Below are 20,475 nucleotides of genomic sequence, written 5' to 3' on the forward strand. Positions count from 1 at the left end.
CCCGTTCACTCCTGTCGCGCAACGCCATGACCCGCGCGACGACCGCTGTGGGCGCTGCTCGCAGCGCTGCCCAGCGGGGGTTCGACTCCGCCCGCTCGGCCGACCGGCGCGTACGCACTCGCGACACAGCATCCGGGGTCACACGAGCCGAGCGACGCGAGGCGAGATCGGCGGCTCTCTCCGGGGCGAACACATCCAGACGCAGTGCGCGCGGGGCGGCGATCGTGAGCAGCTCCTGCTCCCAGCGCGCATCGTCGTCGGTATGGTGCCGTCGCTCCCTGAGCGCCGAGGCGATCTCCTCGAGCACCCTCAACGTCGGGCGATCGGATGTGTGATCGAGGATCCGGCCGATGAGGCCGGCGGTGTGGGCACGTGCGCTCCCGCCGTCGCCGATCACGAACAGCGGCCGCCCGTCGCCCGTGAGCCACCACTGGCCGCAGTCGTCCGACGCGCTGTCGCCGAGCTCACGGATGCCGCGGAGCAGACTCACGACAAGCGTGCCCAGCTCTCCGGCCGACAGCGGTTCGTCCGCGGCCCGCCGTCGTCCGAGGAACGTCTCCACCTGTTGCGTGCACCACGGCAGGAGGGCATCGTGCCCGTCTGCGCGTCGTCGCACGTCGAGAACGCCGCACACGTGCTCATCCCCGGAGTGCGCCCATCCACGCCAGTCGACGAGGTCGGCGACGTCGATGCAGACCGCGACCCCGTCATCGTGGCCGACCAACGCGCCGCTGAACGGGCCCTCCGCACTGCCGACAGCACGGATCAGACGGTGGGCTCCCGGCACCAGAGCACCGCGATCGACATCGGCATCCATCTCAGTCATCGCATCATCGAACCGCACTGACGCCATCGCCCGCGCTGCGTCGGACGCGAATGTGCACAGCCTGCGACGCGGCATCGATGTGCAGAGCGAGTGCGCCGCCCGCGAACGCGCGCATCGGGGCGCGCCGGACTCGGTATCCTGGTACGCATGGCTAAGCGTGCTCCCGAACCCGAAAAGCGTCCTGGGTTCTTCTCCCAGATCAAGTCCCTCTTCCGGTTCACACGTGAGGTCTACCCGTGGCTGCCCTGGGCGCAGATCGGGATCCTCATCGGCGGCATCCTCATCGGGCTCGTCGTCGGCTACCTGATCCCGCCGTTCCAGATCTGGTCGCTCATCCTCTGGGCCGTCACGGGTCTCATGCTCGGCGTGCTCGGCTCGCTCTTCCTCATGACCCGCCTGTCGACGACGGCGATGTACAAGAAGATCGACGGCATGCCCGGCGCGACGGGTCACATCCTCAGCACGAGCCTCGGACGCAAGTGGCAGGCCTCCGAGACCCCGGTCGGCATAAACCCGAAGACGCAGGAGGCCGTCTACCGCGCGATCGGTCGCGGTGGGATCGTCGTCGTGGGCGAAGGCGCACGAGGACGCCTCACCCGGCTCATCAACGAGGAGCGCTCCAAGGCTCAGCGCGTCGCCAACGGCGTTCCCGTCAACGTCTACTACGTCGGTCACGGCGACGACGACGTCACGATCGCCGACCTCTCGAAGACGATCAAGAAGCTTCCCACCGCCATCGACAAGACGACGATGGCCGCAGTCATCCGTCGCATCGACTCCGTCTCGCAGTCCGTGAGCTCACTGCCGATCCCCAAGGGCATCGACCCGACGAAGGTCCGCGCCCAGCGTCCGCGCTAGCGGTCAGTTCAAGGGCTGCTTGGGGAGCCTGCGCACCTTCGCCCGTCGGCGCCGGCGCTCGGGGATCATCGACCGCATCTCGTCCAGCTTGCCGAAGCACAGCAGACGATCGTCGGCTTCGAGCACGACGTGCTTACGAGGGTTGGGGATGACGCTCACACCGCGGTGCAGCGTCAGAACGGTGATGTCGCGCTCCCAGAGGCCCGACTCCCCCAGGGTCTTTCCGACGAGCTCCACGGCGCTGTGCACACTCAGCTCGGCGACCCCGTAGCCCGTGGAGACGGTCAGCCGCTGGCGGACGTCGATCTCGGGGAAGGAGACCTGCCCGGCGATGTAGTCGATGATCGCGCCCGCGACGTCGAGCTTCGTCGCCTGCTCGATGCCCTGCAGCCCCGGTGACGAGTTCACCTCCATCACCAGCGGTCCGTCATCGCCCTCGAGCATGTCGACACCGGCGACGCGCAGGCCCATGATCTGCGCGGAGCGGACGGCGACCTCCTCGTACGCCGGGTCGAGCTGCACCGGCTCGACGCTGCCGCCGCGGTGCACGTTCGAGCGGAACTCATCCCCGGCGGCGACGCGTCGCATGGCTGCGACGACGCGGTCGCCGACGACGAGAGCGCGGATGTCGCGTCCACGGCTCTCGGAGATGAACTTCTGGATGAGCACGTTCTGCTTCGTCGAATGCAGCGTCTCGATGATGGCCTCAGCCACCTTGACCTGGGGCGCGAGGATCACGCCGATGCCCTGCGTGCCCTCGAGGAGCTTGATGACGACCGGTGCTCCGCCGACCCGTTCGATCGCCGGGCGGACGTCCGCCCGGTTGCGCACGAACGCGGTCGCCGGCATCGCGATGTTGTGTCGCGACAGGATCTGGCTCGCGCGCAGCTTGTCGCGCGCGCTGGAGATGCCGTTGGCCGTATTGGGCGTGTAGACGTCCATCTGCTCGAACTGACGCACAACGGCGGTGCCGAAGTAGGTGATCGAACTGCCGATCCTGGGCAGGATCGCGTCGTAGTCGCTGAGCGGTCTGCCCCGGAAGTGCAGATCGGGCTCATCGGCTGTGAGATCGATCGCGAACTTCAGAGTGTTGAGCACCTTCACGTCGTGTCCGCGCTGAATCGCTGCAGCACGCAGCCGCTGGGTCGAATACGCCTGAGGGGCACGGGAGAGAACGGCGAGCTTCACGTAGTTTTCCTGCCAAGATGTATCGCGTGGTTAGGACATCTCATTCAAACACTCTTACGGGGTGGCGTGAATGGGTGAGCCTGCCCGATGCCGGTGTGGACTGGATCAAGGCCAAGATCGACACCGGTGCCCGCACGTCTTCGCTGCACGCCTTCGACGTCGTCGAATTCGACCGCGAGGACGAGGCGTGGGTGCGGTTCAGGGTCAACCCGTGGCAGGACACCGACGCGGATGCCACGATCGTCGAGTGCCCGGTCCATGATCGGCGCGAGGTGCGCAGTTCGTCGGGCCATACGCAGCAGCGACTTGTCGTGCTGCTGGCGATCCGTCTCGTCGACCAGCTCGTGGTGTCGGAGGTGACGCTGAGCAACAGGGATGAGATGGGCTTCCGGATGCTGATCGGTCGCGAGGCGCTGCGACGAGGCTTCATCGTGGATCCTGCCCGCTCGTTCCTGGGGGGACGAGCACCGAAGGAGACGCGCCGCCGCAATCGCGGGCGCGGCTGACCTTCGACAGGCTCAGAGACCGTTCAGGCCCTGATCAGCGCCGTGCCCGCAGCCTTGTCGTGGAGGCCTCGCTGGTCGGGATCCCAGATGACGGCGGGGATCACCACGGCGAGCAGCACGGTGCGCACGATGGGTCGCCACAGGCCGACCCAGGCGCCGTTGACCTGGACGACGCGCATGCCGAGGATGCGATGACCGGGGCTTCCGCCGATCGTCGGGATGAAGAGGATCTGCACGACGACGAAGATCACCAGTGTGGCCAGCGAGTCGTATTGGAAGAACGCGATCGAGAGCACGACGGCGGCGGCCCAGTCGATGGCCAGAGCGCCGATCCGACGACCGACACGGGCAGTGCTGCCCGGCCCCGCCGCGGGGTAGCCGAGGCGCTCTCCTGGATAGGTGTTCACCGCGTCTGCCACAACTCGATCCTACCGGCGGTCTGTAACATGGCGGAAACAAAGCGGACACGGGAGGGAAATCCCCTCGCCCTACTGTTCAGGAAGGCCTCAAGGCCCCGATCCGCGTCATCCAGGAGTGATACATGTTCACCGATTCGTCCGAGGTGCTGAGCTACATCAAGGAGAACGACGTCAAGTTCCTTGACATCCGTTTCACCGATCTGCCGGGGGTGCAGCAGCACTTCAACATCCCCGCATCGACCGTTGACGAGGCGTTCTTCACCGATGGGCAGCTCTTCGACGGATCCTCCATCCGAGGGTTCGCCAGCATCCACGAGTCCGACATGCAGCTCATCCCCGACGTGACGACGGCGTACGTCGACCCGTTCCGCGAGGCGAGCACCCTCGTGATGATCTTCGACATCTACAACCCGCGCACCGGCGAGATCTACTCGAAGGACCCGCGTCAGGTCGCCAAGAAGGCCGAGAAGTACCTGGCGTCGACCGGCATCGCCGACACCGCATTCTTCGCCCCCGAGGCGGAGTTCTACATCTTCGACGACGTGCGCTACTCGGTCACATCCGGCGAGAGCTTCTACAAGGTCGACTCCGAGGAGGCCGCGTGGAACACCGGCCGCGAGGAGGAAGGCGGAAACCTCGCCAACAAGACCCCGTACAAGGGCGGCTACTTCCCCGTCTCCCCCGTCGACAAGACGGCCGACCTCCGCGACGACATCACCCTGCGACTGATCGACGCCGGCTTCGTGCTCGAGCGCTCGCACCACGAGGTCGGAACCGCCGGCCAGCAGGAGATCAACTACCGCTTCGACACCATGGTGCACTCGGCGGACGACATCCTGAAGTTCAAGTACATCGTCAAGAACACCTGCGAGGAGTGGGGCAAGGTCGCGACCTTCATGCCCAAGCCGCTCTACGGCGACAACGGCTCCGGCATGCACACCCACCAGTCCCTGTGGAACGACGGCAAGCCGCTGTTCTACGACGAGGCCGGCTACGGCCAGCTCAGCGACATCGCCCGCTGGTACATCGGCGGCCTGCTCAAGCACGCCCCCGCTGTGCTCGCGTTCACGAACCCGACGCTGAACAGCTACCACCGCCTGGTCAAGGGCTTCGAGGCCCCCGTCAACCTCGTCTACTCGGCCGGCAACCGCTCTGCCGCGATCCGCATCCCGATCACGGGCTCCAACCCGAAGGCCAAGCGCATCGAGTTCCGCGCTCCCGACGCCTCCGGAAACCCGTACCTGGCCTTCGCAGCGCAGCTGATGGCTGGCCTGGACGGCATCAAGAACCGCATCGAGCCGCACGAGCCGGTCGACAAGGACCTCTACGAGCTGCCGCCTGAGGAGGCGAAGAACATCCCGCAGGTGCCCAACTCGCTGCTGGACTCGCTCGACGCGCTGCGCGATGACCACCAGTTCCTCCTCGAGGGCGGTGTGTTCACCGAGGAGCTCATCGAGACCTGGATCTCCTACAAGATCGAGAACGAGATCCTGCCGATCGCCCAGCGCCCGCACCCGTTCGAGTACGAGCTGTACTTCGGGGTCTGATCCTCGAACGCCGAGAGTGACGCCGGCCCTCACCCAAGGTGAGGGCCGGCGTTCCCTCGTCAGCAGGGCTCGGGATACCCTTTCAACATGGGAAGACTGAAGTACGACAACACCGCGGGTCCCATCCACATCGAGGACGAGACCCTTGCTCATCTCAAGGTGATCATCGCGACGAAGCTGCGTCGCCAGGAGAGCTTCATGATGACGTGGTCACCGATCGACGGCGGCCCCGACAAGCGCATGACTGCGTGGATCCACCCTTCAGTGCCCCTGCTGTTCTCGTTCGACGACGAGGAGGCTCCGGCGATCGATCCTCAGCGCCTTGAGGAGATGATGCACGCGACGAACGCGACGGGCGAGCTGGTGCTCGACCACCTCACCCGTCCCGCGGACTGAGCGGCGCTCAGAGCACGCGCAGCGCGCCGGCCTGAACGCGCACCTCGAACGATGACACGGTGCCGACCTCCTCGCCGTCCACCTCGAACTCGAGGGGACTCGCGAGCTCGACCCGCACGCGCTCGGCGGAATGGAACCGCGTCGAGTCCGTGCTCACCGCCTTCTCACCGCGGGTGAGCAGCCGCCGTATGCCGTTCTCCCACACCACCGACCGCACGGTGTCCAGCCACTGCACGGCGCCGTCGGCGCTCACCAGCAGCAGGTCGAGCAGTCCGTCGTCGAGCTTCGCGTCCGGAAGCAGCCGCAGACCGCCCTGCACCATGCCGCAGTTGCCGATGAGCATCGTGTGACCGCGGAGTTCCCTCGGCTCCTCGTCATCGAGGGCGACGGTGATGTCGGTCATCTCGGTACCGGCCATCGCCCGACCCATCGCCTCGACGTAGGCGAGCCATCCGGCTCGAGCCTTCAGGTCGTCATCGGTCTCCACGAGCATCTGCGCATCGACGCCGAACCCGACCATCACCGCGAACGCGCGCTCGTCGTCGTCGATGCGCACCCACCCGAGGTCGATGCGCCGTGACTCCCCCTCGTTGATCCGTCGCAGAGCTGCGGGGACGTTGTCCAGCGGCACCTCGAGGTTGCGGGCGAGCAGATTGCCCGTGCCCTGCGGAACGATGCCGAGCGCGACGTCCGTCCCCGCGAGAGCCTCAGCGACCGCACGGACGGTGCCGTCGCCGCCGACGGCGATCACCGTCGTGCAGCCGGCCTCGACGGCCTCCAGCGCCATCCCACGGCCGGGGTCGTCGGCCGTGGTCTCCCACCACCGCACGTCTGCGTCGGCAGCGTCAGCAGCCAGGTGCTCCTCCACGGAAGGCCGCAGAACGTCCCCGTCGATCTTGGACGGGTTCCAGATGATGCCGTACGAAGTCGCAGTCATGACGTCAACCGTAGAACAGCTGCTCGAACACGCGCCGTGCGCGGCGTGTCGTTCCGAGGTAGTCCTCCTCGACGGCGCTCGCTGAGCGCTCCGGATACCCGAGGAGGCGCCCCAGCGCGTCGAGCTCCCGTCGATCCCATGGCAGCTCGTCGCTGGTCTTCCCGGTGCGCAGCGTGATCGCCGAGCGGAGCCTGCTCGCGAGCCGCCAGGCATCATGCAGCAGTTCAGCATCGTCGGCTTCCACGAGATCGGCGTCCACGGCTGCCTGCAGAGCATCCAGCGTCGACGTCGTCCGGAGCCCCGGCACCCGGTGCGCGTGCTGCAACTGGATGAGCTGCACGAGCCACTCCACGTCGCTGAGCCCGCCTGGACCCAGCTTCAGATGACGGTGCGGATCGGCTCCCTGCGGCAGCCGCTCCCCTTCGACGCGCGCCTTGATCCGCTTGATCTCGCGCAGGCCCTGTTCATCGACCTCTTCCGGGTAGCGGATGCTGTCCGCCATCGCCATGAACCGCTCGAGGAGCCTCGTGGTCCCGGCGACGCCCCGAGCTCGCAGCAGCGCCTGCGCCTCCCAGGAGACCGACCAGCGCCGGTAGTACTCGGTGTACGCGGTCAGAGAGCGCACCACGGCGCCGTTTCGGCCCTCTGGGCGGAGGTCCGCATCCAGATCCAGCGGCACCTTGTTGTCGGTCAGGTGCTCGCGCAGCCCGGCGACGATCTGGCGCGCCAGCTGCTGCGCCCGATCCGGGTCTATGCCGCCCGGGTCGTAGACGTACAGGATGTCGGCGTCCGATCCGAACCCGAGCTCGGCGCCGCCGAACCGGCCCATGCCGATGATCGCGAACTCGAACGCTTCGTCCTCGGGGGGCACGACCTCGCGGCGAACGGCGCGGAGCGCCGCTTGGATCGTCGCATCCGTGATCGCGGTGAGCGATGCGGCGACCTCCTCGATCGTGACGACGTCGAGCACGCCGCCCATGGCGGTTCGCAGCAGTTCGCGACGGCGGAGCGCCCGCACCGCCTTCAGGGCGGAGCCGACGGAGCCGTGCCTGGTCTGGATCGCCCTGGCCTCCTCGTCGAGCTGGTCAGGGCTCCGAGGGCGCAGGCGCTCGGCTCGATCGAGCCAGGCCACGGATTCGGGGATGCCCTCGAGGAGCTCGCCGATGTAGCGCGACGACGACAGCAGCATCGTCAGGCTTTCCGCCGCGCCGGACGAGTCGCGCAGCATCCGCAGGAACCAGGACGTGTCGCCGAGGCGCTCGCTGATCCGGCGGAAGGCGAGCAGTCCGTAGTCCGGGTCGCTGCCGTCGGCGAACCAGCGGACCATGATGGGCATGAGGTGACGCTGGATGGTGACCTTGCGGCTGATGCCGGATGTGAGCGCACCGATGTGACGCAGTGCGCCGGCCGGGTCGCGGAACCCGATCGCGGAGAGGCGGTCGTGCGCCTGCTCGGTGGACAGCGTCCGCTCCTCCTCCGGGAGGCCTGCCACGGCGCTCAGCAGGGGCCGGTAGAACAGCCGTGTGTGGATGTCGCGCACCTCCCGCCGCACGCGCTCCCAGAGGCCCCAGACGCCCTCGGCGGAGTCGGCCAGGCCGCTCGCCCTTGCCAGCTCGCGCTGGCCATCCTGGGTCCGCGGCATGAGGTGGGTGCGGGACAGGTCCTTCAGCTGCAGGCGATGCTCCATGAGGCGCAGCGTGCGGTAGTCGGCGGCGAAGGCTGCGGCATCCGCACGTCCGATGTAGCCGCCGGCGACGAGCGCATCGAGGCTCTCCAGCGTGCCGCGGGTGCGGAGACTCGGATCGGTGAGACCGTGCACGAGCTGCAGCAGCTGCACGGTGAACTCGATGTCGCGGAGTCCCCCGACGCCGAGTTTGAGCTGGTACGGCGCGTCCTCGGGGTCGACGTGCTCCGTCACGCGCTCGCGCATGCGCTGGACGCTGTCCACGAAGTTCTCCCGAGCGGCGCTGGACCAGATCTTCGGCTGCACGGCCTCGAGGTACGCCGTGCCGAGCGCCTCATCGCCGGCGATGGGGCGCGCCTTCAGCAGCGCCTGGAACTCCCAGCTCTTCGCCCAGCGGTCGTAGTAGGCCAGATGCGAGCCCAGCGAGCGCACAAGCGCTCCCTGCTTGCCCTCCGGGCGCAGGTTCGCGTCGACCTCCCACAACGCGGGCTCCACCTCGATGCCGGAGATGCCCTGGATCGTCTCCCGTGCGAGCCGGGTGGCGATGTCTATCGCACGCCCTTCGTCGAGCTTCTCCTCATCGGCCGTGCCGCCGACGAAGATGACGTCGACGTCGCTGACGTAGTTGAGCTCTCGCGCCCCGGACTTGCCCATGCCGATGATCGCCAGTCGGGCCGACGCGACGTCCTCGGCGGGGAAGGACGAAGACACGCGGGCCCGCGCGACCGCGAGGGACGCCTCGAGCGCGGCCCCGGCCGCATCGGCGAGCGCCGCGGAGATCGCGGCGATCCGCGATGCCGGCTCGGGGGTCGTCAGATCGATCGCGGCGATCTCGGCGAGCGAGCGTCGGTAGGCGATCCGCAGGGCCACCCATGCCTCCTCGCCCCCGGAGCTCGCCACGCCGTCCACAGCCTCGACGGCTGAGAGCATCCGCTCTCGGAGCGTCGGTGCGCTGGGGACCAGCGGGCCGATGTCGGCGAGGATCGCGAGCTCCGCCGGATGGCGGTAGAAGAAGTCGGCCAGTCCGTTGGAAGCGCCGAGCACGCGCCACACGATCGTGCGGGTCTCCCTGTCACCGAGGAGCGAGCGGAGCACGGTCGCATCACGTCTCGCGATCCGCAGCATCCGCTCGACGGCCGCGTCAGGATCAGCAGCGACCGCGCCGTCCAGGAGCTCGGCACCGTCGATCCCGAGCAGCGATGAGAGCTCGTCGACGTCCGCGGCTCCCGTGCTCAGACCCGTGAACCCGAGTCGCGCCAGCGCCGACCGCGACAGGGCAGATTCTGATCGAGCCATCCGATCAGAGCAGCTCGAGGTTGCTCTTCAACTCGAACGGCGTGACCTGACCCCGGTACGCCTCCCACTCCTTGCGCTTGTTCAGCAGCACGTAGTTGAAGACCTGCTCGCCCAGGGTCTCGGCGACGAGCTCTGACCCCTCCATGAACTCGAGCGCGTGGTCGAGGCTGGCCGGCAGCGACGAGTATCCGAGCGCGCGGCGCTCGGCATCGCTCAGCGACCACACGTTGTTCTCGGCCTCTGCGGGCAGCTCGTACTCGTTCTCGATGCCCTTCAGGCCCGCGGCCAGCAGGAGGGCGTAGGCGAGGTACGGGTTCGCCGCCGAGTCCAGTGCCCGGTACTCGACGCGGGACGACTGGCTCTTGTTCGGCTTGTACATCGGCACGCGGACGAGGGCGGACCGATTCGCGTGCCCCCACGTGACGAAGCTCGGCGCCTCGTCGCCGCCCCACAGCCGCTTGTACGAGTTCACGAACTGGTTGGTGACGGCGGAGATCTCGTGGGCGTGCCGCAGGAGGCCGGCGATGAAGTGACGGCCGACCTTGGAGAGCTGGTACTTGGCCCCCTCTTCCCAGAACGCGTTCTGGTCGCCCTCGAACAGAGACATGTGCGTGTGCATGCCGCTGCCTGGTTGATCGCTCATCGGCTTCGGCATGAACGTGGCGTACACGCCCTGCTCGATCGCGACCTCCTTGACGACCGTGCGGAACGTCATGACGTTGTCCGCCGTCGTCAGCGCATCGGCGTAGCGGAGGTCGATCTCGTTCTGACCGGGGCCGCCCTCGTGGTGACTGTACTCGACGGAGATGCCCAGATCCTCGAGCATCCGCACCGAGCGCCGACGGAAATCGTGCGCCGTGCCGCCCGGCACGTTGTCGAAGTACCCGGCCGAGTCGACCGGTACCGGCCCCTCGGGCCCGATCACAGACGACTTCAGCAAGTAGAACTCGATCTCGGGGTGCGTGTAGAACGTGAACCCGGCATCCGCGGCCTTCGCGAGCGTGCGCTTGAGCACGTTGCGCGGGTCGGCGACGGCCGGCTGGCCGTCGGGCGTGGTCAGGTCGCAGAACATGCGGGCCGTCGGATCGATCTCGCCGCGCCACGGCAGGATCTGGAATGTCGTGGGGTCGGGCTGGGCGAGCAGATCGGACTCGTACGTGCGGGTGAGTCCCTCGATCGCCGAGCCGTCGAAGCCGATGCCCTCGGCGAAGGCGCCCTCGACCTCGGCAGGGGCGATCGCGACGGACTTGAGTGTTCCGATGACGTCGGTGAACCAGAGTCGGACGAACTTGACGCCGCGCTCCTCGATTGTGCGGAGCACGAAGTCCCGCTGCTTGTCCATGCTCATATGAGGCCGCTACTTCCCATCCACGTCACTGGCCCTGCGCCAGTCGTCGTCGATCCGCTCCTCGACCGCCCAGGCCTCCGAGCGCTCACGCAGCGTCTGCAACGCGTTCGAGGCCGCCTCGGCGGTGTCGAAGGGCCCGACACGATCGACGGACGGCGAGATGTACCCGTACTCGACCTCGCCCGAGGTCGTGTTGTACCAGTACTTGCGCTCGCCGCTTGACATGTACGAATCTTCTCCCCGAGACATGGCGTATCCCTTCGTAAAGGCTTTGTCACGATCCTAATGGCGACACCCGCTCTCGCTAGGCTATTGCGCATGGCAAAAGCGATCGGCGTCGACATCGGCGGCACAGGCATCAAGGCAGGAATCGTCAACCTCAAGAAGGGCACGCTCGAGTCGGATCGCATCCGCGTCGACACCCCGAAGGGCGCGTCGCCTGAAGACGTGCTGAAGGCCGTGCACGAAGTGCTCGATACCCTCGGCGTCCGCGACTCCGACCTTCCGCTCGGAGTGGCGTTCCCCGCCATCGTCAAGCGCGGTCGCACCCTCTCGGCTGCCAACGTCTCGAAGGAGTGGGTCGGCTTCGAGGCCGAGAAGTTCTTCGAGGACGGCCTCGGCCGCGACATCACCTTCGTCAACGACGCGGATGCCGCCGGCATCGCGGAGTCGCGCCACGGAGCGGCCCGCGACACCGACGGGCTCACGATCATGACCACGCTCGGCACCGGCATCGGCTCCGCATTCCTCTACGACGGCGTCCTGCTGCCGAACACCGAGCTCGGCCACCTGCTCTACGACGGCACCACGATCGGTGACGCGTCGATCGAGAAGTGGTGCGCGTACTCGGCGATGGAGCGCGAGAACCTCAGTTGGGAGGACTGGTCGGCTCGCCTGCAGGTGTTCTACAAGCTCGTCGAGTTCCTGTTCAGCCCCGACCTGCTCGTCGTCGGCGGCGGCGTATCGAAGCACCCGGAGAAGTTCATCCCGCTGCTCGAGCTCGACACCCCGATCATTCCAGCCATCCACCGCAACTCGTCCGGCATCATCGGCGCGGCGTCGCTCGCGGCCGACTGACAGGTCGACGGGCTCAGCGACCAGTCGGTTGCTGAGCCCGTCGTGGTGCGAATGGGGCGGCCTGTACGCCGGGTTCTGTTCCGGGGCCTCTCTCGAGGACTCCCTTCGACGGCCATCTCTCTCGGCGACACGTTGCCGTGCCGCTCCAGCGGTCTACCCGAGGACTCGGCGAGCCGCGTCATCATCCTCTGTCTGACCTTGCTCCGGACGAGGTTTACCTGGCAGGCCGTGTCACCACGGCCCCCGGTGGTCTCTTACTCCACCCTTTCACCCTTACCCCACGCGCCGAAGCACGTGCGGCGGTCTGCTCTCTGTGGCACTTTCTCGCGGATCACTCCGGGTGGGCGTTACCCACCGTCCTGCCCTGCGGAGCCCGGACGTTCCTCGGTGCGGTCGCCCGCAACGCGACCGTCCAGCCGCCCCATTCGCACGTTCAGTCTACTTCTCGGCGCTCTATTTCTCGGCCGTGTGCACGATGCGGAGGTCGAGCGGCACATCGATCGGGAACGTCCCGAACAGGCGGCGCGTCGCGACCGCCGCCGCCTCGCGCACGGCGGATGCCGCGGCATCCGCCTGCTCCGCCGGCACATGCAGGATCACCTCGTCGTGCAGGAAGAACGCCAGATGCGCGTGCCGGGCGAACGGACCGGATGCCGGTGCCGGTGTCTCCGCCTCCGGAAGCTGTCGCAGACGATGACGGATCTCGGCGAGCCAGATGAGCGCCCACTCGGCGGCGGTCCCCTGGACGACGAAATTGCGCGTGAAGCGTCCGCGGTCGCGTGCTCTGGCCCGTGCGCGCTTGACGTCGGCGGGGTCGACGTCCGCTCCCGTCGCCGCGGCCTGTTGAGCCCGCCAGTCGGCGTCCGGCTTGGGAGATGACCGGCCGAGCCAGGTCGAGACCACTCCACCGTCCTCGCCCAGGCGAGCAGCCTCGTCGACACGATGCATCGCCCGCGGATACACCTTGCGCAGGCGGGGCACGAGACGGCCGCTGTCACCCGTGGTGGCCCCGTACATCGCCCCGAGCACCGCGTACTTCGCCTCCTCACGCGTAGCCACCGCACCGGACGCGACGACCCCGGCGTAGAGGTCCTGACCCCTCGCCGCCTCGGCCATGGACTTGTCCGATGCCATCGCAGCCAGCATCCGCGGTTCGAGCTGGGCCACGTCGGCGACGACGAGCATCCACCCTGGGTCTGCGCGCACGGCCGGTCGCAGCATCCGGGGCACCTGCAGCGCTCCCCCTCCCGAGGATGCCCATCGCCCCGTGACGACGCCACCGGGGATGTACACGGGACGGAACCGCCCCTCTCGCACCCACTCCGTCAGCCACGCCCAGCCGTTCGCGCTCATGAGCCGCGAGAGCTTCTTGTAGGCGAGCAGAGGTGCGATGACCGGGTGCGAGATCTCGCTGATCTCCCACTGGCTGGTCGACTCGACGTTGACACCGACCCGATGCAGGGCACGGAGAAGCTTGACGTGGCTGTCGAGGTGGAGGCCCGGATCACCGAGGTGGAACCGCACGGCGTCGGCGTGAGTGGCCATGTGCGCCGGCATCCCGCCGCCGGACGGGCGGGCACCGAGCACCTCGGTCAGAATGCGTTCGTGCTCGGCCGCATCCCATGGAAGCCCGCCGGCCCGCATCTCCTCGGCGACGAGTCCACCTGCGGATTCGGCGGCGCACAGCAGCGCGAGCCGCCCTGTGCGGTCGGAGTCGATGACCCGCTGCTGCGCCTGGTACTGCTCGAGGAGCTCGTCGACGGATTCCGGTGTGCTCCGATCGTCGGCGTCGAACAGCGCGGGTTCGCCGGCCGCCGGCTCGTGCGGCAGCCATTCAGGCGAGGGTGCGAGCGGGCGCGCGACCACGTCGGTGTCGCGGAGGATCGCGTGGCACAGCAGCAGATCGTGCGTTTTCGTGAGCTGGACGCCCGCCATCAGAAGCGGCGGATAGAGCTCCCGCGCGCTGCGGATCACCCACCGGGGGTGCTCTCGCACCTCGACCCGTCCGACCCACTCGGCGACCTGTGCTGCCGGGACGTCCGTCGTCTCGAGCGCAGCGCCGTCTGGCGCGAGGCGCACCGCGATGACGGCCGAGCCGATCTCGGCCAGCAGGATCCGGGAATCGGCTGCCGGCCTGGTGCTCACAGCCCTGATTCGTCGGTACGCACGAGGATCGCACCGCACTCGGGGCACGAGATGACGGCATCCGGTGCGGCCTGCCGGACCTCGTTGAGGTGCGTGCCGGAGAGCATCATGCGGCAGCCCTCGCACGTGCCGCGGCGCAGCAGTCCGACGCCGATGCCGCGCGAAGCGCGACGCGTGTACTCCGCGAGCAGGTCGGCAGGGACGTCGGCGGTCACGGCATCGCGATCGCGCGTGAGGTGCTCGATCTCGGTGGTCGCCGCGGCGATCTGCGCCTTCGCCTCAGCCGTGAGCTGCTGCCCCTCGGCGGTCGTCGTGTCGATGAGTGCCTGCTGCGTGGCGACTGCAGCCTCGGAGTCCTCAAGACGACCCATGACCTCGAGCTCGGCGTCCTCGAGATCGCTGATGCGCCGGGCGAGGCTGGCGAGCTCGTGCTCGAGGGCCTGGGCGTCTTTGGGGTTCGTGGCGTTCGCGAGGCGGTCGGCATCCCTTGTCCTGCGCTGCTCGGTGACCTTGACGTCGGACTCGAGTCTGGTCAGCTCGGTGCGGATGTCGTCACGCGTGCCTGTGAGCGCGGTCAGCTCACGGAGCTGTTCCTGGCGTTCCTTGGCGAGCTCGTTGATGCGCGCGCCCTGGGCGGGAGTGGTTCGCTGTCGCTCGGCCTGCTGAAGGCGTCGATCGAGGTCTGCGACGTCGAGAAGGATGCGCTGGTGCTCGGGGCTGGCGTTCACGATTCCAATGTACCGCTCACGTACATCCACGCCCTCTTCCCGCCGGCGTTCTCGCGGACGAACCGGCTGCGCTCCCGCATCGATCCGCGAGTGGCGCCTTCTCGGTAGAACGCCTCGAACGCGACGACGCCGTCCGAGTCGAACGGCCCGCCGGCGGTGGTCTCGATGATGTCGAGCCTGATCCAGCGGGTCTCGGGGTCGAGCTCCAGCTCGGCGGGCCTGGTCGATGGATGCCACGACCGCAGAAGGTATGCGGCATCGCCGGTCGCGAACGCGGTGAATCGCGAGCGCATGAGTCGCTGGGCCGTCGGCGCGGCGATCGTGCCGTCCAGAATCGGGCCGCAGCACGCTTCGTAGGTGTCTCCGGAGGTGCAGGGGCAGCGCATGCGTCAATCATGCCTGCACCAGTTGCAGAGCCCGTACGCTGGAAGGATGACAGCTCTTCCCGTCCGCACTGCGCACAACGGTTTCACCCTCCCCGCGATCGGACTCGGCACGTACCGCCTCAACGGCGAGGCGGGTGCCGCCGCGATCGCCGCAGGGATCGACGCCGGCTACCGCCTGGTCGATTCGGCGTTCAACTATGAGAACGAGGGTGCCGTCGGCCGTGGCGTCGCGGACGCCGCGACCGATCGCTCAGCGGTGATCGTGACCACGAAGCTCCCTGGTCGGCACCACCCGACCGACAAGGCCAGGACGAGCATCGAGGAGAGCCGCTTCCGCCTCGGGGTCGACGCGACCGATCTGCACCTCATCCACTGGCCGAACCCGAGTCAGGACGAGTACGTGCAGGCCTGGGCTGCGCTCGTCGACGCGCAGGAGCGCGGCATCGTCCGCCAGATCGGCGTGTCGAACTTCCTCCCCGAACACCTGGAGCGCATCGAGCGCGAGACCGGTGTGCGGCCGGTCGTGAACCAGATCGAGGTCCACCCGTACTACCCGCAGGCCGAGCAGATCGCGTACCACCGCGAGCACGGCATCATCACAGAGGCCTGGAGCCCGATCGCCAGGGCGAAGGCGCTCCTCGCCGAGCCGGTGATCGTCGAGGTCGCTGCCGCACACGGCATCAGCCCGGCTCAGGCCGTGCTTGCCTGGCACGTGGCTCGCGAAGTGGTGGCCATCCCGAAGGCGTCGTCGCTCGAGCACCAGACGGCGAACCTCGACGCGGCATCCGTCGTCCTCGACGACGCGGAGGTCGAGGCGATCAGCGCTCTCGGCCGCTCGGACGGGCGCATGTTCGACGGAGACCCCCGCACCCACGAGGAGTCCTGAGCCGCGACGCTCCTCACCTCGGTGCGCTCAGAGCACCGCGGTGAGGACCCCGCCGTCGGCGCGCAGCGCGGCGCCGTTCGTGGCGGATGAGAGCGGACTCGCCAGGTAGAGCGCGAGGCTGGCGACCTCCTCCGGCTCGATGAATCTCTGCAGCAGAGACGTCGTGTTCTGCCCGATGATCGCGGCCTTCATCGCATCCTCAGGAACATCCTGCGCCGCCGAGAGTGCAACGACCGTGTCAGCGACGCCATCGGAGTACGTCGGACCGCCCAGGATCGTGTTCACCGTGACCCCTGTGCCGCGGGTGAGCTTGGCGAGACCGTTGCTCAGAGCCAGTGCCGCGGCTTTCGTCACCCCGTAGTGCACCATGTCTGCGGGGACGTTGACACCGGACTCCGTGCCGATGAAGATGATGCGCCCCCATCCGCGATCGAGCATCCGCGGCAGCAGATCGCGAGACAGCCGCACGCCGCTCATGACGTTGACATCGAAGTAGCGCTGCCAGTCCTCGTCGTCGATATCGCCGAACGCCGCCAGCTCGAAGAGCCCGACGTTGTTGACCAGGATGTCGACCTCGCCGAGTTCGACGAGCATCTGCTGCATCTGCCGCGGATCTGCGACGTCCGCGACGATCCCCGAGACCGGCACATCGGGATCGCCTGCGTTCAGCTCGCGGAGCGCGCGGTCGACCCTGTCGCGGTCTCGCCCGTTGATCACCACGGATGCTCCTTCGGCGAGGAGACCCTGCGCGATCGCGAATCCGATCCCCTGCGTCGACCCGCTCACGAACGCGCGCCGTCCGTTCAGTTGCAATTCCATGACTCTCCGTTCACTTGCTCAGTCAAGTGTCACCCTATCAATATCACTTGACTGGGAAAGTGCCTTAGTCTGCTCACATGACGGATCCGACTTCTCGCGCGACGCTCACCGGCGATGACCTCGAGACGTGGTCTTCGCTGGCGACGGTCCTGGAATGGCTGCCGGCCGCACTCGACGCTCAGCTGCAGGTCGACTCCGACGTGACGCACTTCGAGTACGGCATCCTGTACGCCCTGGCCGATGCTCCGGACCACAGGCTCCGGATGAGCGTGCTCGCCGGCTACGCGAACAGCTCGCTGTCCCGCCTGTCGCGCGCGGCCGCACGCCTGGAGAAGCGCGGCTGGATGCAGCGGATGCCGGATCCGAGCGACGGCAGGTACACGCTCGCGATCCTCACCGGGCCCGGCCTGGCCCGGGTCGAGCAAGCCACGCCCGGTCATGTCCGCACAGTGCGCCGGCTCGTGCTCGATCCGCTGACATCGGCCCAGAGGAAGCAGCTTCTCGAGATCAGCAGGCGCATTCAGCGCGCGATCCGCGATGCGTCAGGGTGGACTCCGGCAGCGACGGAATAGTCCTGCACCGGTACGGCTTGCATCCCACATGAGAGCAATCGTCTACACGACCAAGGGCGACTCCGCGACGCTCACGCTGACCGAGCGCGAAGCGGCGGAGCCGGGGGCGAACGAGGTCCGGGTGCGGATCCGCGTCTCCGGCGTCAACCCCACGGACTGGAAGGCGCGCGCATCCTCCGGAGCGCCGATGCCGTTCGACGAGGTCGTCCCGAACCAGGACGGTGCGGGAATCGTGGATGCCGTCGGCGACGGCGTCACGGAGTTCAGCGTCGGAGACCGCGTCTGGCTGTTCCTCGCCGCGCATCAGCGTCCGACCGGCACCGCTCAGGAGTTCACAGTCGTTCCAGCCACCAGAGTGGTCCGCCTCCCGGTGGGGATCGACTTCGACGTCGCTGCGAGCCTCGGCGTCCCAGCGATGACGGCGCACCGCGCCCTGACCGTCCACGAGTTCGGCCCGTCGCGCCTGTCGTCCGGAAGCCTGACAGGCCGGACCGTGCTCGTCCACGGCGGCGCCGGCGCCGTCGGACACGCCGCCATCCAGCTCGCCGTGTGGGCGGGAGCCACGGTGCTCTCCACCGTCAGCAGCGATGACAAAGAGCGTCTGGCGCGTGCGGCAGGCGCGCATCACGTCTTCCGGTATCCGGATGACCGCCTGGCCGAGCGCATCCTGGCTGCGGCGCCCGACGGCGTCGACCAGATCGTGGAGGTCTCCCCCGCGATGAACGCCGAGCTCGACGTCACGGTTCTGGCCAACCACGGCTCGATCGCGTTCTACGCGAACGACAAGGGCGAGTCGTTCACTGCACCCATCATGGCGAGCTTCGCGAAGAACGCCCGCTGGCAGGGACTCCTCCTGTACACCGTCGGCGATGCGGCGATCGCTGCCGCCGCCGATGACATCACCGCGGCGCTCGAGGACGGCGCTCTTCCCGTCGGCGCGGATGCCGGGCTGCCGTTGACCTGGTTCTCGCTCGACGAGACAGCGGCGGCGCACGATGCGGTGGAGAGCGGCGTGATCGGCAAGGTGCTCATCCGAGTGGCGTCCGACGACGCCTGATCGAGTCCGAGTGGGCCCTGCCGGGATCGAACCGACGACATCCACGGTGTAAAGCCGACCGGATGCCGGACTCCGCCGGTCTCACGCGTTGCAGGCGTTGCACAGAGCTATCCGTCTTGCAGGTTCGTCACCCTGGGGGGCCGCTGGGGGGCCGCGCCGAGGACGGCATTCATCCTTGCGAGAGCCGACGTGTCAGCGTCCGATCCCATGAAGTGGGAGTACGTGTCAGCGGTCAGCTTCGCGGTGCTGTGGCCAAGCCAGGTCTGAGCCGTCTTCAGGTCCACGCCGTTCTGGAGCCAGAGCGTAGCCGCCGTGTGGCGAAGGTCGTGAACACGCCGCCCGCCGCTGACCTTCGAGTAGTGACTGTCGCGCGTCCAGTTACGTCCTGAGCGATTAGAGCCGGTAGCCGAGGGGAAGAGCGGTGCGTCCGGTTTGCCGGCGTCTAGCAGCGGCTGGACGATGTCCCAGACCTCTGAGGGAAGCGGCACCGTACGTGCGCTTCCGCCCTTGGTGACCGTCCTCACCGGTTGTCCGCCCGGCTTCGACCTACTCACCCGGAGCGCCGGGTACGGAAGCTGCTGAACGTCACGTACACGCAGCGCCGACAGCTCGCCCCAGCGGATACCGGTGAGGCCGAGCACCAGGAGGATGTCGGCGTTCGACTTCGAGGTCAGCGTCTGAAGGTCGGTGTGCGCCTTGCGCAGCTCCGCCAGAGTGAAGGGCCAAATCTCGCGCTTCGTATCCTGCCCGGTGCCCTTCTGGACATGGGACATCCGGGCGGGGTTCGTGCCGATCATCTTCTGATCGACCGCCCACCCAAAGAACGCGCTGACGATATTCCGGAACCGGGAAACGGTGGACCGCGCCTGCGTCCGCAGCAGCACCCCGTATAGGGCATCCAAGTCCGCAGAGCGCACAGCGTTCAGGGGGCGATTACGCAGCGGTCCCAGATGCTTCACGGCATACTTCTCGGTGCTCAGCGTCTTGCTCGCGACCGTACCGGCGCGCGCCTCCACCCACTGATCGAGAGCGACCCCGAGAAGGACCTTGCCGTTCTTCGGGTCCACGAACTCCCCGAGGTCCAGCGCCCGCTTCTGCGCAGCCTGCCACGCCTCCGCATCGCGCTTCAGGTCGAACGTACGATCCGCGACCTTGTCACGACCGGCCTCACCCGGACGCGCCACCGTCCGCTAGGTGTGATGTCCAGGGACGTTGTTGTGTGAATCGCTCGTGATTGCTGAGGGGTGAAGGCCTCAGGTTGCGAGAGTGGAGCTGTCTAGAAACCGCTCACACAACACAGGAGGCCTTCGTGTCCCACGCTAACGCTGCTCTGACCCCGCGCGCTCGTTTGCGGCTGGCAAAGCTCATCGTCGAAGAGCATTGGTCTGCCACTGTCGCGGCGAAGATGTTCATGACCTCGCCGCTTACGGCACGCAAGTGGGCGGCGAGGTTTCGCGCCGAGGGGGCTGCGGGGATGATCGACAGGTCCAGCCGGCCGCGTTCGATGCCTACCAAGACGCCTCCTGAGCTGGTCAAACGGATCGTGAAAGCACGGTGGCGACGCAGGCTCGGCCCGGCACAGATCGCCGGAGAACTCGGCCTCCCGGCCTCGACTGTTCATGCGGTGCTGGTGCGCTGCCGTATCAACCGACTCAGTCGCATCGATCGGGTCACCGGCGAACCGATCCGCCGATATGAGCAGGAGAACACGCTGTGAGGGTCTATCTGAGCACTCTCGCTCAACCATCGTTTTTGACAGAATCCGTCGCGGTTTCTCAGAGGGGTCTTAGAAGCGGCTTC

At 67.6% G+C, this 20,475-nt stretch carries 19 protein-coding genes, 1 other RNA gene and 2 pseudogenes; 9 read left to right on the forward strand and 13 right to left on the reverse strand.

What is annotated here, in order from left to right; all coding sequences use genetic code 11:
* Nucleotides 1-826 (reverse strand): annotated as a pseudogene (locus LQZ87_RS07030) (hypothetical protein); the annotation flags it as partial.
* A gap of 147 nt (nt 827-973) precedes the next feature.
* On the opposite strand from LQZ87_RS07030, the gene LQZ87_RS07035 reads away from it, so the two are divergent.
* Nucleotides 974-1,684: a DUF4191 family protein gene (locus tag LQZ87_RS07035; RefSeq protein ID WP_230102769.1), complete on the forward strand. Its 711-nt coding sequence runs from the start codon at nt 974-976 to the stop codon at nt 1,682-1,684.
* 3 nt (nt 1,685-1,687) lie between these two features.
* Here LQZ87_RS07035 and LQZ87_RS07040 read toward each other — a convergent pair whose 3' ends face one another.
* On the reverse strand, nt 1,688-2,872 hold the full coding sequence (locus LQZ87_RS07040) for a RimK family alpha-L-glutamate ligase (protein WP_230102770.1): 1,185 nt from the start codon (nt 2,870-2,872) through the stop codon (nt 1,688-1,690).
* A 17-nt stretch (nt 2,873-2,889) separates the two neighbouring features.
* On the opposite strand from LQZ87_RS07040, the gene LQZ87_RS07045 reads away from it, so the two are divergent.
* Nucleotides 2,890-3,378 carry a RimK/LysX family protein gene (locus LQZ87_RS07045; protein WP_230102771.1) on the forward strand — a complete coding sequence of 163 codons (489 nt, stop codon included), beginning with the start codon at nt 2,890-2,892 and terminating at the stop codon, nt 3,376-3,378.
* A 23-nt stretch (nt 3,379-3,401) separates the two neighbouring features.
* Here LQZ87_RS07045 and LQZ87_RS07050 read toward each other — a convergent pair whose 3' ends face one another.
* Nucleotides 3,402-3,797 carry an RDD family protein gene (locus tag LQZ87_RS07050; RefSeq protein WP_230102772.1) on the reverse strand — a complete coding sequence of 132 codons (396 nt, stop codon included), beginning with the start codon at nt 3,795-3,797 and terminating at the stop codon, nt 3,402-3,404.
* A gap of 122 nt (nt 3,798-3,919) precedes the next feature.
* Between LQZ87_RS07050 and glnA the strand changes: the two genes are divergently transcribed.
* Nucleotides 3,920-5,344 carry a type I glutamate--ammonia ligase gene (gene glnA / locus LQZ87_RS07055; protein WP_230102773.1) on the forward strand — a complete coding sequence of 475 codons (1,425 nt, stop codon included), beginning with the start codon at nt 3,920-3,922 and terminating at the stop codon, nt 5,342-5,344.
* An 87-nt stretch (nt 5,345-5,431) separates the two neighbouring features.
* On the forward strand, nt 5,432-5,740 hold the full coding sequence (locus LQZ87_RS07060; RefSeq protein ID WP_230102774.1) for a hypothetical protein: 309 nt from the start codon (nt 5,432-5,434) through the stop codon (nt 5,738-5,740).
* A 7-nt stretch (nt 5,741-5,747) separates the two neighbouring features.
* On the opposite strand, the gene LQZ87_RS07065 is transcribed toward LQZ87_RS07060, so the two are convergent.
* From LQZ87_RS07065 to LQZ87_RS07080, 4 genes are read right to left on the reverse strand one after another with little or no spacing between them, the layout of a single operon-like run.
* Nucleotides 5,748-6,677, reverse strand: a complete 930-nt coding sequence (locus tag LQZ87_RS07065) for a diacylglycerol kinase family protein (protein ID WP_230102775.1) — start codon at nt 6,675-6,677, stop codon at nt 5,748-5,750.
* Between the two features lie 4 nt (nt 6,678-6,681).
* Nucleotides 6,682-9,657, reverse strand: a complete 2,976-nt coding sequence (locus LQZ87_RS07070) for a bifunctional [glutamine synthetase] adenylyltransferase/[glutamine synthetase]-adenylyl-L-tyrosine phosphorylase (protein WP_230102776.1) — start codon at nt 9,655-9,657, stop codon at nt 6,682-6,684.
* Nucleotides 9,658-9,661: 4 nt separating this feature from the next.
* Nucleotides 9,662-10,999, reverse strand: coding sequence for a glutamine synthetase family protein (locus tag LQZ87_RS07075; protein ID WP_230103117.1), 1,338 nt, complete (start codon nt 10,997-10,999; stop codon nt 9,662-9,664).
* Nucleotides 11,000-11,014: 15 nt separating this feature from the next.
* Nucleotides 11,015-11,230: an SPOR domain-containing protein gene (locus LQZ87_RS07080; RefSeq protein WP_230102777.1), complete on the reverse strand. Its 216-nt coding sequence runs from the start codon at nt 11,228-11,230 to the stop codon at nt 11,015-11,017.
* Nucleotides 11,231-11,323: 93 nt separating this feature from the next.
* Between LQZ87_RS07080 and ppgK the strand changes: the two genes are divergently transcribed.
* Entirely contained in the window at nt 11,324-12,082 is a 759-nt protein-coding gene (gene ppgK, locus LQZ87_RS07085; RefSeq protein ID WP_230102778.1) for a polyphosphate--glucose phosphotransferase, read from the forward strand.
* Nucleotides 12,083-12,130: 48 nt separating this feature from the next.
* Here ppgK and rnpB read toward each other — a convergent pair.
* The 4 genes from rnpB to LQZ87_RS07105 form a co-directional block, all read right to left on the reverse strand.
* An RNA gene (gene rnpB / locus LQZ87_RS07090) (RNase P RNA component class A) lies at nt 12,131-12,506 on the reverse strand.
* A 29-nt stretch (nt 12,507-12,535) separates the two neighbouring features.
* Nucleotides 12,536-14,227 carry a bifunctional 3'-5' exonuclease/DNA polymerase gene (locus tag LQZ87_RS07095; protein WP_230102779.1) on the reverse strand — a complete coding sequence of 564 codons (1,692 nt, stop codon included), beginning with the start codon at nt 14,225-14,227 and terminating at the stop codon, nt 12,536-12,538.
* Nucleotides 14,224-14,955 carry a C4-type zinc ribbon domain-containing protein gene (locus LQZ87_RS07100; protein ID WP_230102780.1) on the reverse strand — a complete coding sequence of 244 codons (732 nt, stop codon included), beginning with the start codon at nt 14,953-14,955 and terminating at the stop codon, nt 14,224-14,226. Before LQZ87_RS07100 ends, LQZ87_RS07095 begins: the two co-directional genes overlap by 4 nt.
* Nucleotides 14,952-15,341 carry a YchJ family protein gene (locus LQZ87_RS07105; RefSeq protein WP_230102781.1) on the reverse strand — a complete coding sequence of 130 codons (390 nt, stop codon included), beginning with the start codon at nt 15,339-15,341 and terminating at the stop codon, nt 14,952-14,954. The genes LQZ87_RS07100 and LQZ87_RS07105 overlap by 4 nt, the downstream gene beginning before the upstream one ends.
* Before the next feature lie 46 nt (nt 15,342-15,387).
* On the opposite strand from LQZ87_RS07105, the gene LQZ87_RS07110 reads away from it, so the two are divergent.
* Entirely contained in the window at nt 15,388-16,227 is an 840-nt protein-coding gene (locus tag LQZ87_RS07110) for an aldo/keto reductase (protein WP_230102782.1), read from the forward strand.
* A gap of 27 nt (nt 16,228-16,254) precedes the next feature.
* Here the strand turns inward: LQZ87_RS07110 and LQZ87_RS07115 are convergent, their stop codons facing one another.
* Nucleotides 16,255-17,046 carry an SDR family oxidoreductase gene (locus LQZ87_RS07115; RefSeq protein WP_230102783.1) on the reverse strand — a complete coding sequence of 264 codons (792 nt, stop codon included), beginning with the start codon at nt 17,044-17,046 and terminating at the stop codon, nt 16,255-16,257.
* A gap of 77 nt (nt 17,047-17,123) precedes the next feature.
* Between LQZ87_RS07115 and LQZ87_RS07120 the strand changes: the two genes are divergently transcribed.
* Together LQZ87_RS07120 and LQZ87_RS07125 are read left to right on the forward strand one after the other, a co-directional pair.
* Nucleotides 17,124-17,618, forward strand: a complete 495-nt coding sequence (locus LQZ87_RS07120) for a MarR family transcriptional regulator (RefSeq protein ID WP_230102784.1) — start codon at nt 17,124-17,126, stop codon at nt 17,616-17,618.
* A gap of 28 nt (nt 17,619-17,646) precedes the next feature.
* On the forward strand, nt 17,647-18,675 hold the full coding sequence (locus LQZ87_RS07125) for an NADPH:quinone reductase (RefSeq protein ID WP_230102785.1): 1,029 nt from the start codon (nt 17,647-17,649) through the stop codon (nt 18,673-18,675).
* Between the two features lie 107 nt (nt 18,676-18,782).
* On the opposite strand, the gene LQZ87_RS07130 is transcribed toward LQZ87_RS07125, so the two are convergent.
* On the reverse strand, nt 18,783-19,742 hold the full coding sequence (locus LQZ87_RS07130; protein ID WP_230102786.1) for a site-specific integrase: 960 nt from the start codon (nt 19,740-19,742) through the stop codon (nt 18,783-18,785).
* A 242-nt stretch (nt 19,743-19,984) separates the two neighbouring features.
* Between LQZ87_RS07130 and LQZ87_RS07135 the strand changes: the two are divergent.
* Nucleotides 19,985-20,374 (forward strand): annotated as a pseudogene (locus LQZ87_RS07135) (leucine zipper domain-containing protein); the annotation flags it as partial.
* Nucleotides 20,375-20,475: the final 101 nt, after the last annotated feature.

Source organism: Microbacterium sp. Bi121, from assembly GCF_918698005.1.
In the GTDB taxonomy this organism is placed as follows: domain Bacteria; phylum Actinomycetota; class Actinomycetes; order Actinomycetales; family Microbacteriaceae; genus Microbacterium.

Coding starts and splice junctions, on each gene's coding strand:
- LQZ87_RS07035 (WP_230102769.1), top strand. CDS start 974: ATGGCTAAGCGTGCTCCCGAACCCGAAAAGCGTCCTGGGTTCTTCTCC.
- LQZ87_RS07045 (WP_230102771.1), top strand. CDS start 2,890: ATGTATCGCGTGGTTAGGACATCTCATTCAAACACTCTTACGGGGTGG.
- glnA (WP_230102773.1), top strand. CDS start 3,920: ATGTTCACCGATTCGTCCGAGGTGCTGAGCTACATCAAGGAGAACGAC.
- LQZ87_RS07060 (WP_230102774.1), top strand. CDS start 5,432: ATGGGAAGACTGAAGTACGACAACACCGCGGGTCCCATCCACATCGAG.
- LQZ87_RS07065 (WP_230102775.1), bottom strand. CDS start 6,677: ATGACTGCGACTTCGTACGGCATCATCTGGAACCCGTCCAAGATCGAC.
- LQZ87_RS07070 (WP_230102776.1), bottom strand. CDS start 9,657: ATGGCTCGATCAGAATCTGCCCTGTCGCGGTCGGCGCTGGCGCGACTC.
- LQZ87_RS07075 (WP_230103117.1), bottom strand. CDS start 10,999: ATGGACAAGCAGCGGGACTTCGTGCTCCGCACAATCGAGGAGCGCGGC.
- LQZ87_RS07080 (WP_230102777.1), bottom strand. CDS start 11,230: ATGTCAAGCGGCGAGCGCAAGTACTGGTACAACACGACCTCGGGCGAG.
- ppgK (WP_230102778.1), top strand. CDS start 11,324: ATGGCAAAAGCGATCGGCGTCGACATCGGCGGCACAGGCATCAAGGCA.
- LQZ87_RS07105 (WP_230102781.1), bottom strand. CDS start 15,341: ATGCGCTGCCCCTGCACCTCCGGAGACACCTACGAAGCGTGCTGCGGC.
- LQZ87_RS07110 (WP_230102782.1), top strand. CDS start 15,388: ATGACAGCTCTTCCCGTCCGCACTGCGCACAACGGTTTCACCCTCCCC.
- LQZ87_RS07115 (WP_230102783.1), bottom strand. CDS start 17,046: ATGGAATTGCAACTGAACGGACGGCGCGCGTTCGTGAGCGGGTCGACG.
- LQZ87_RS07120 (WP_230102784.1), top strand. CDS start 17,124: ATGACGGATCCGACTTCTCGCGCGACGCTCACCGGCGATGACCTCGAG.
- LQZ87_RS07125 (WP_230102785.1), top strand. CDS start 17,647: ATGAGAGCAATCGTCTACACGACCAAGGGCGACTCCGCGACGCTCACG.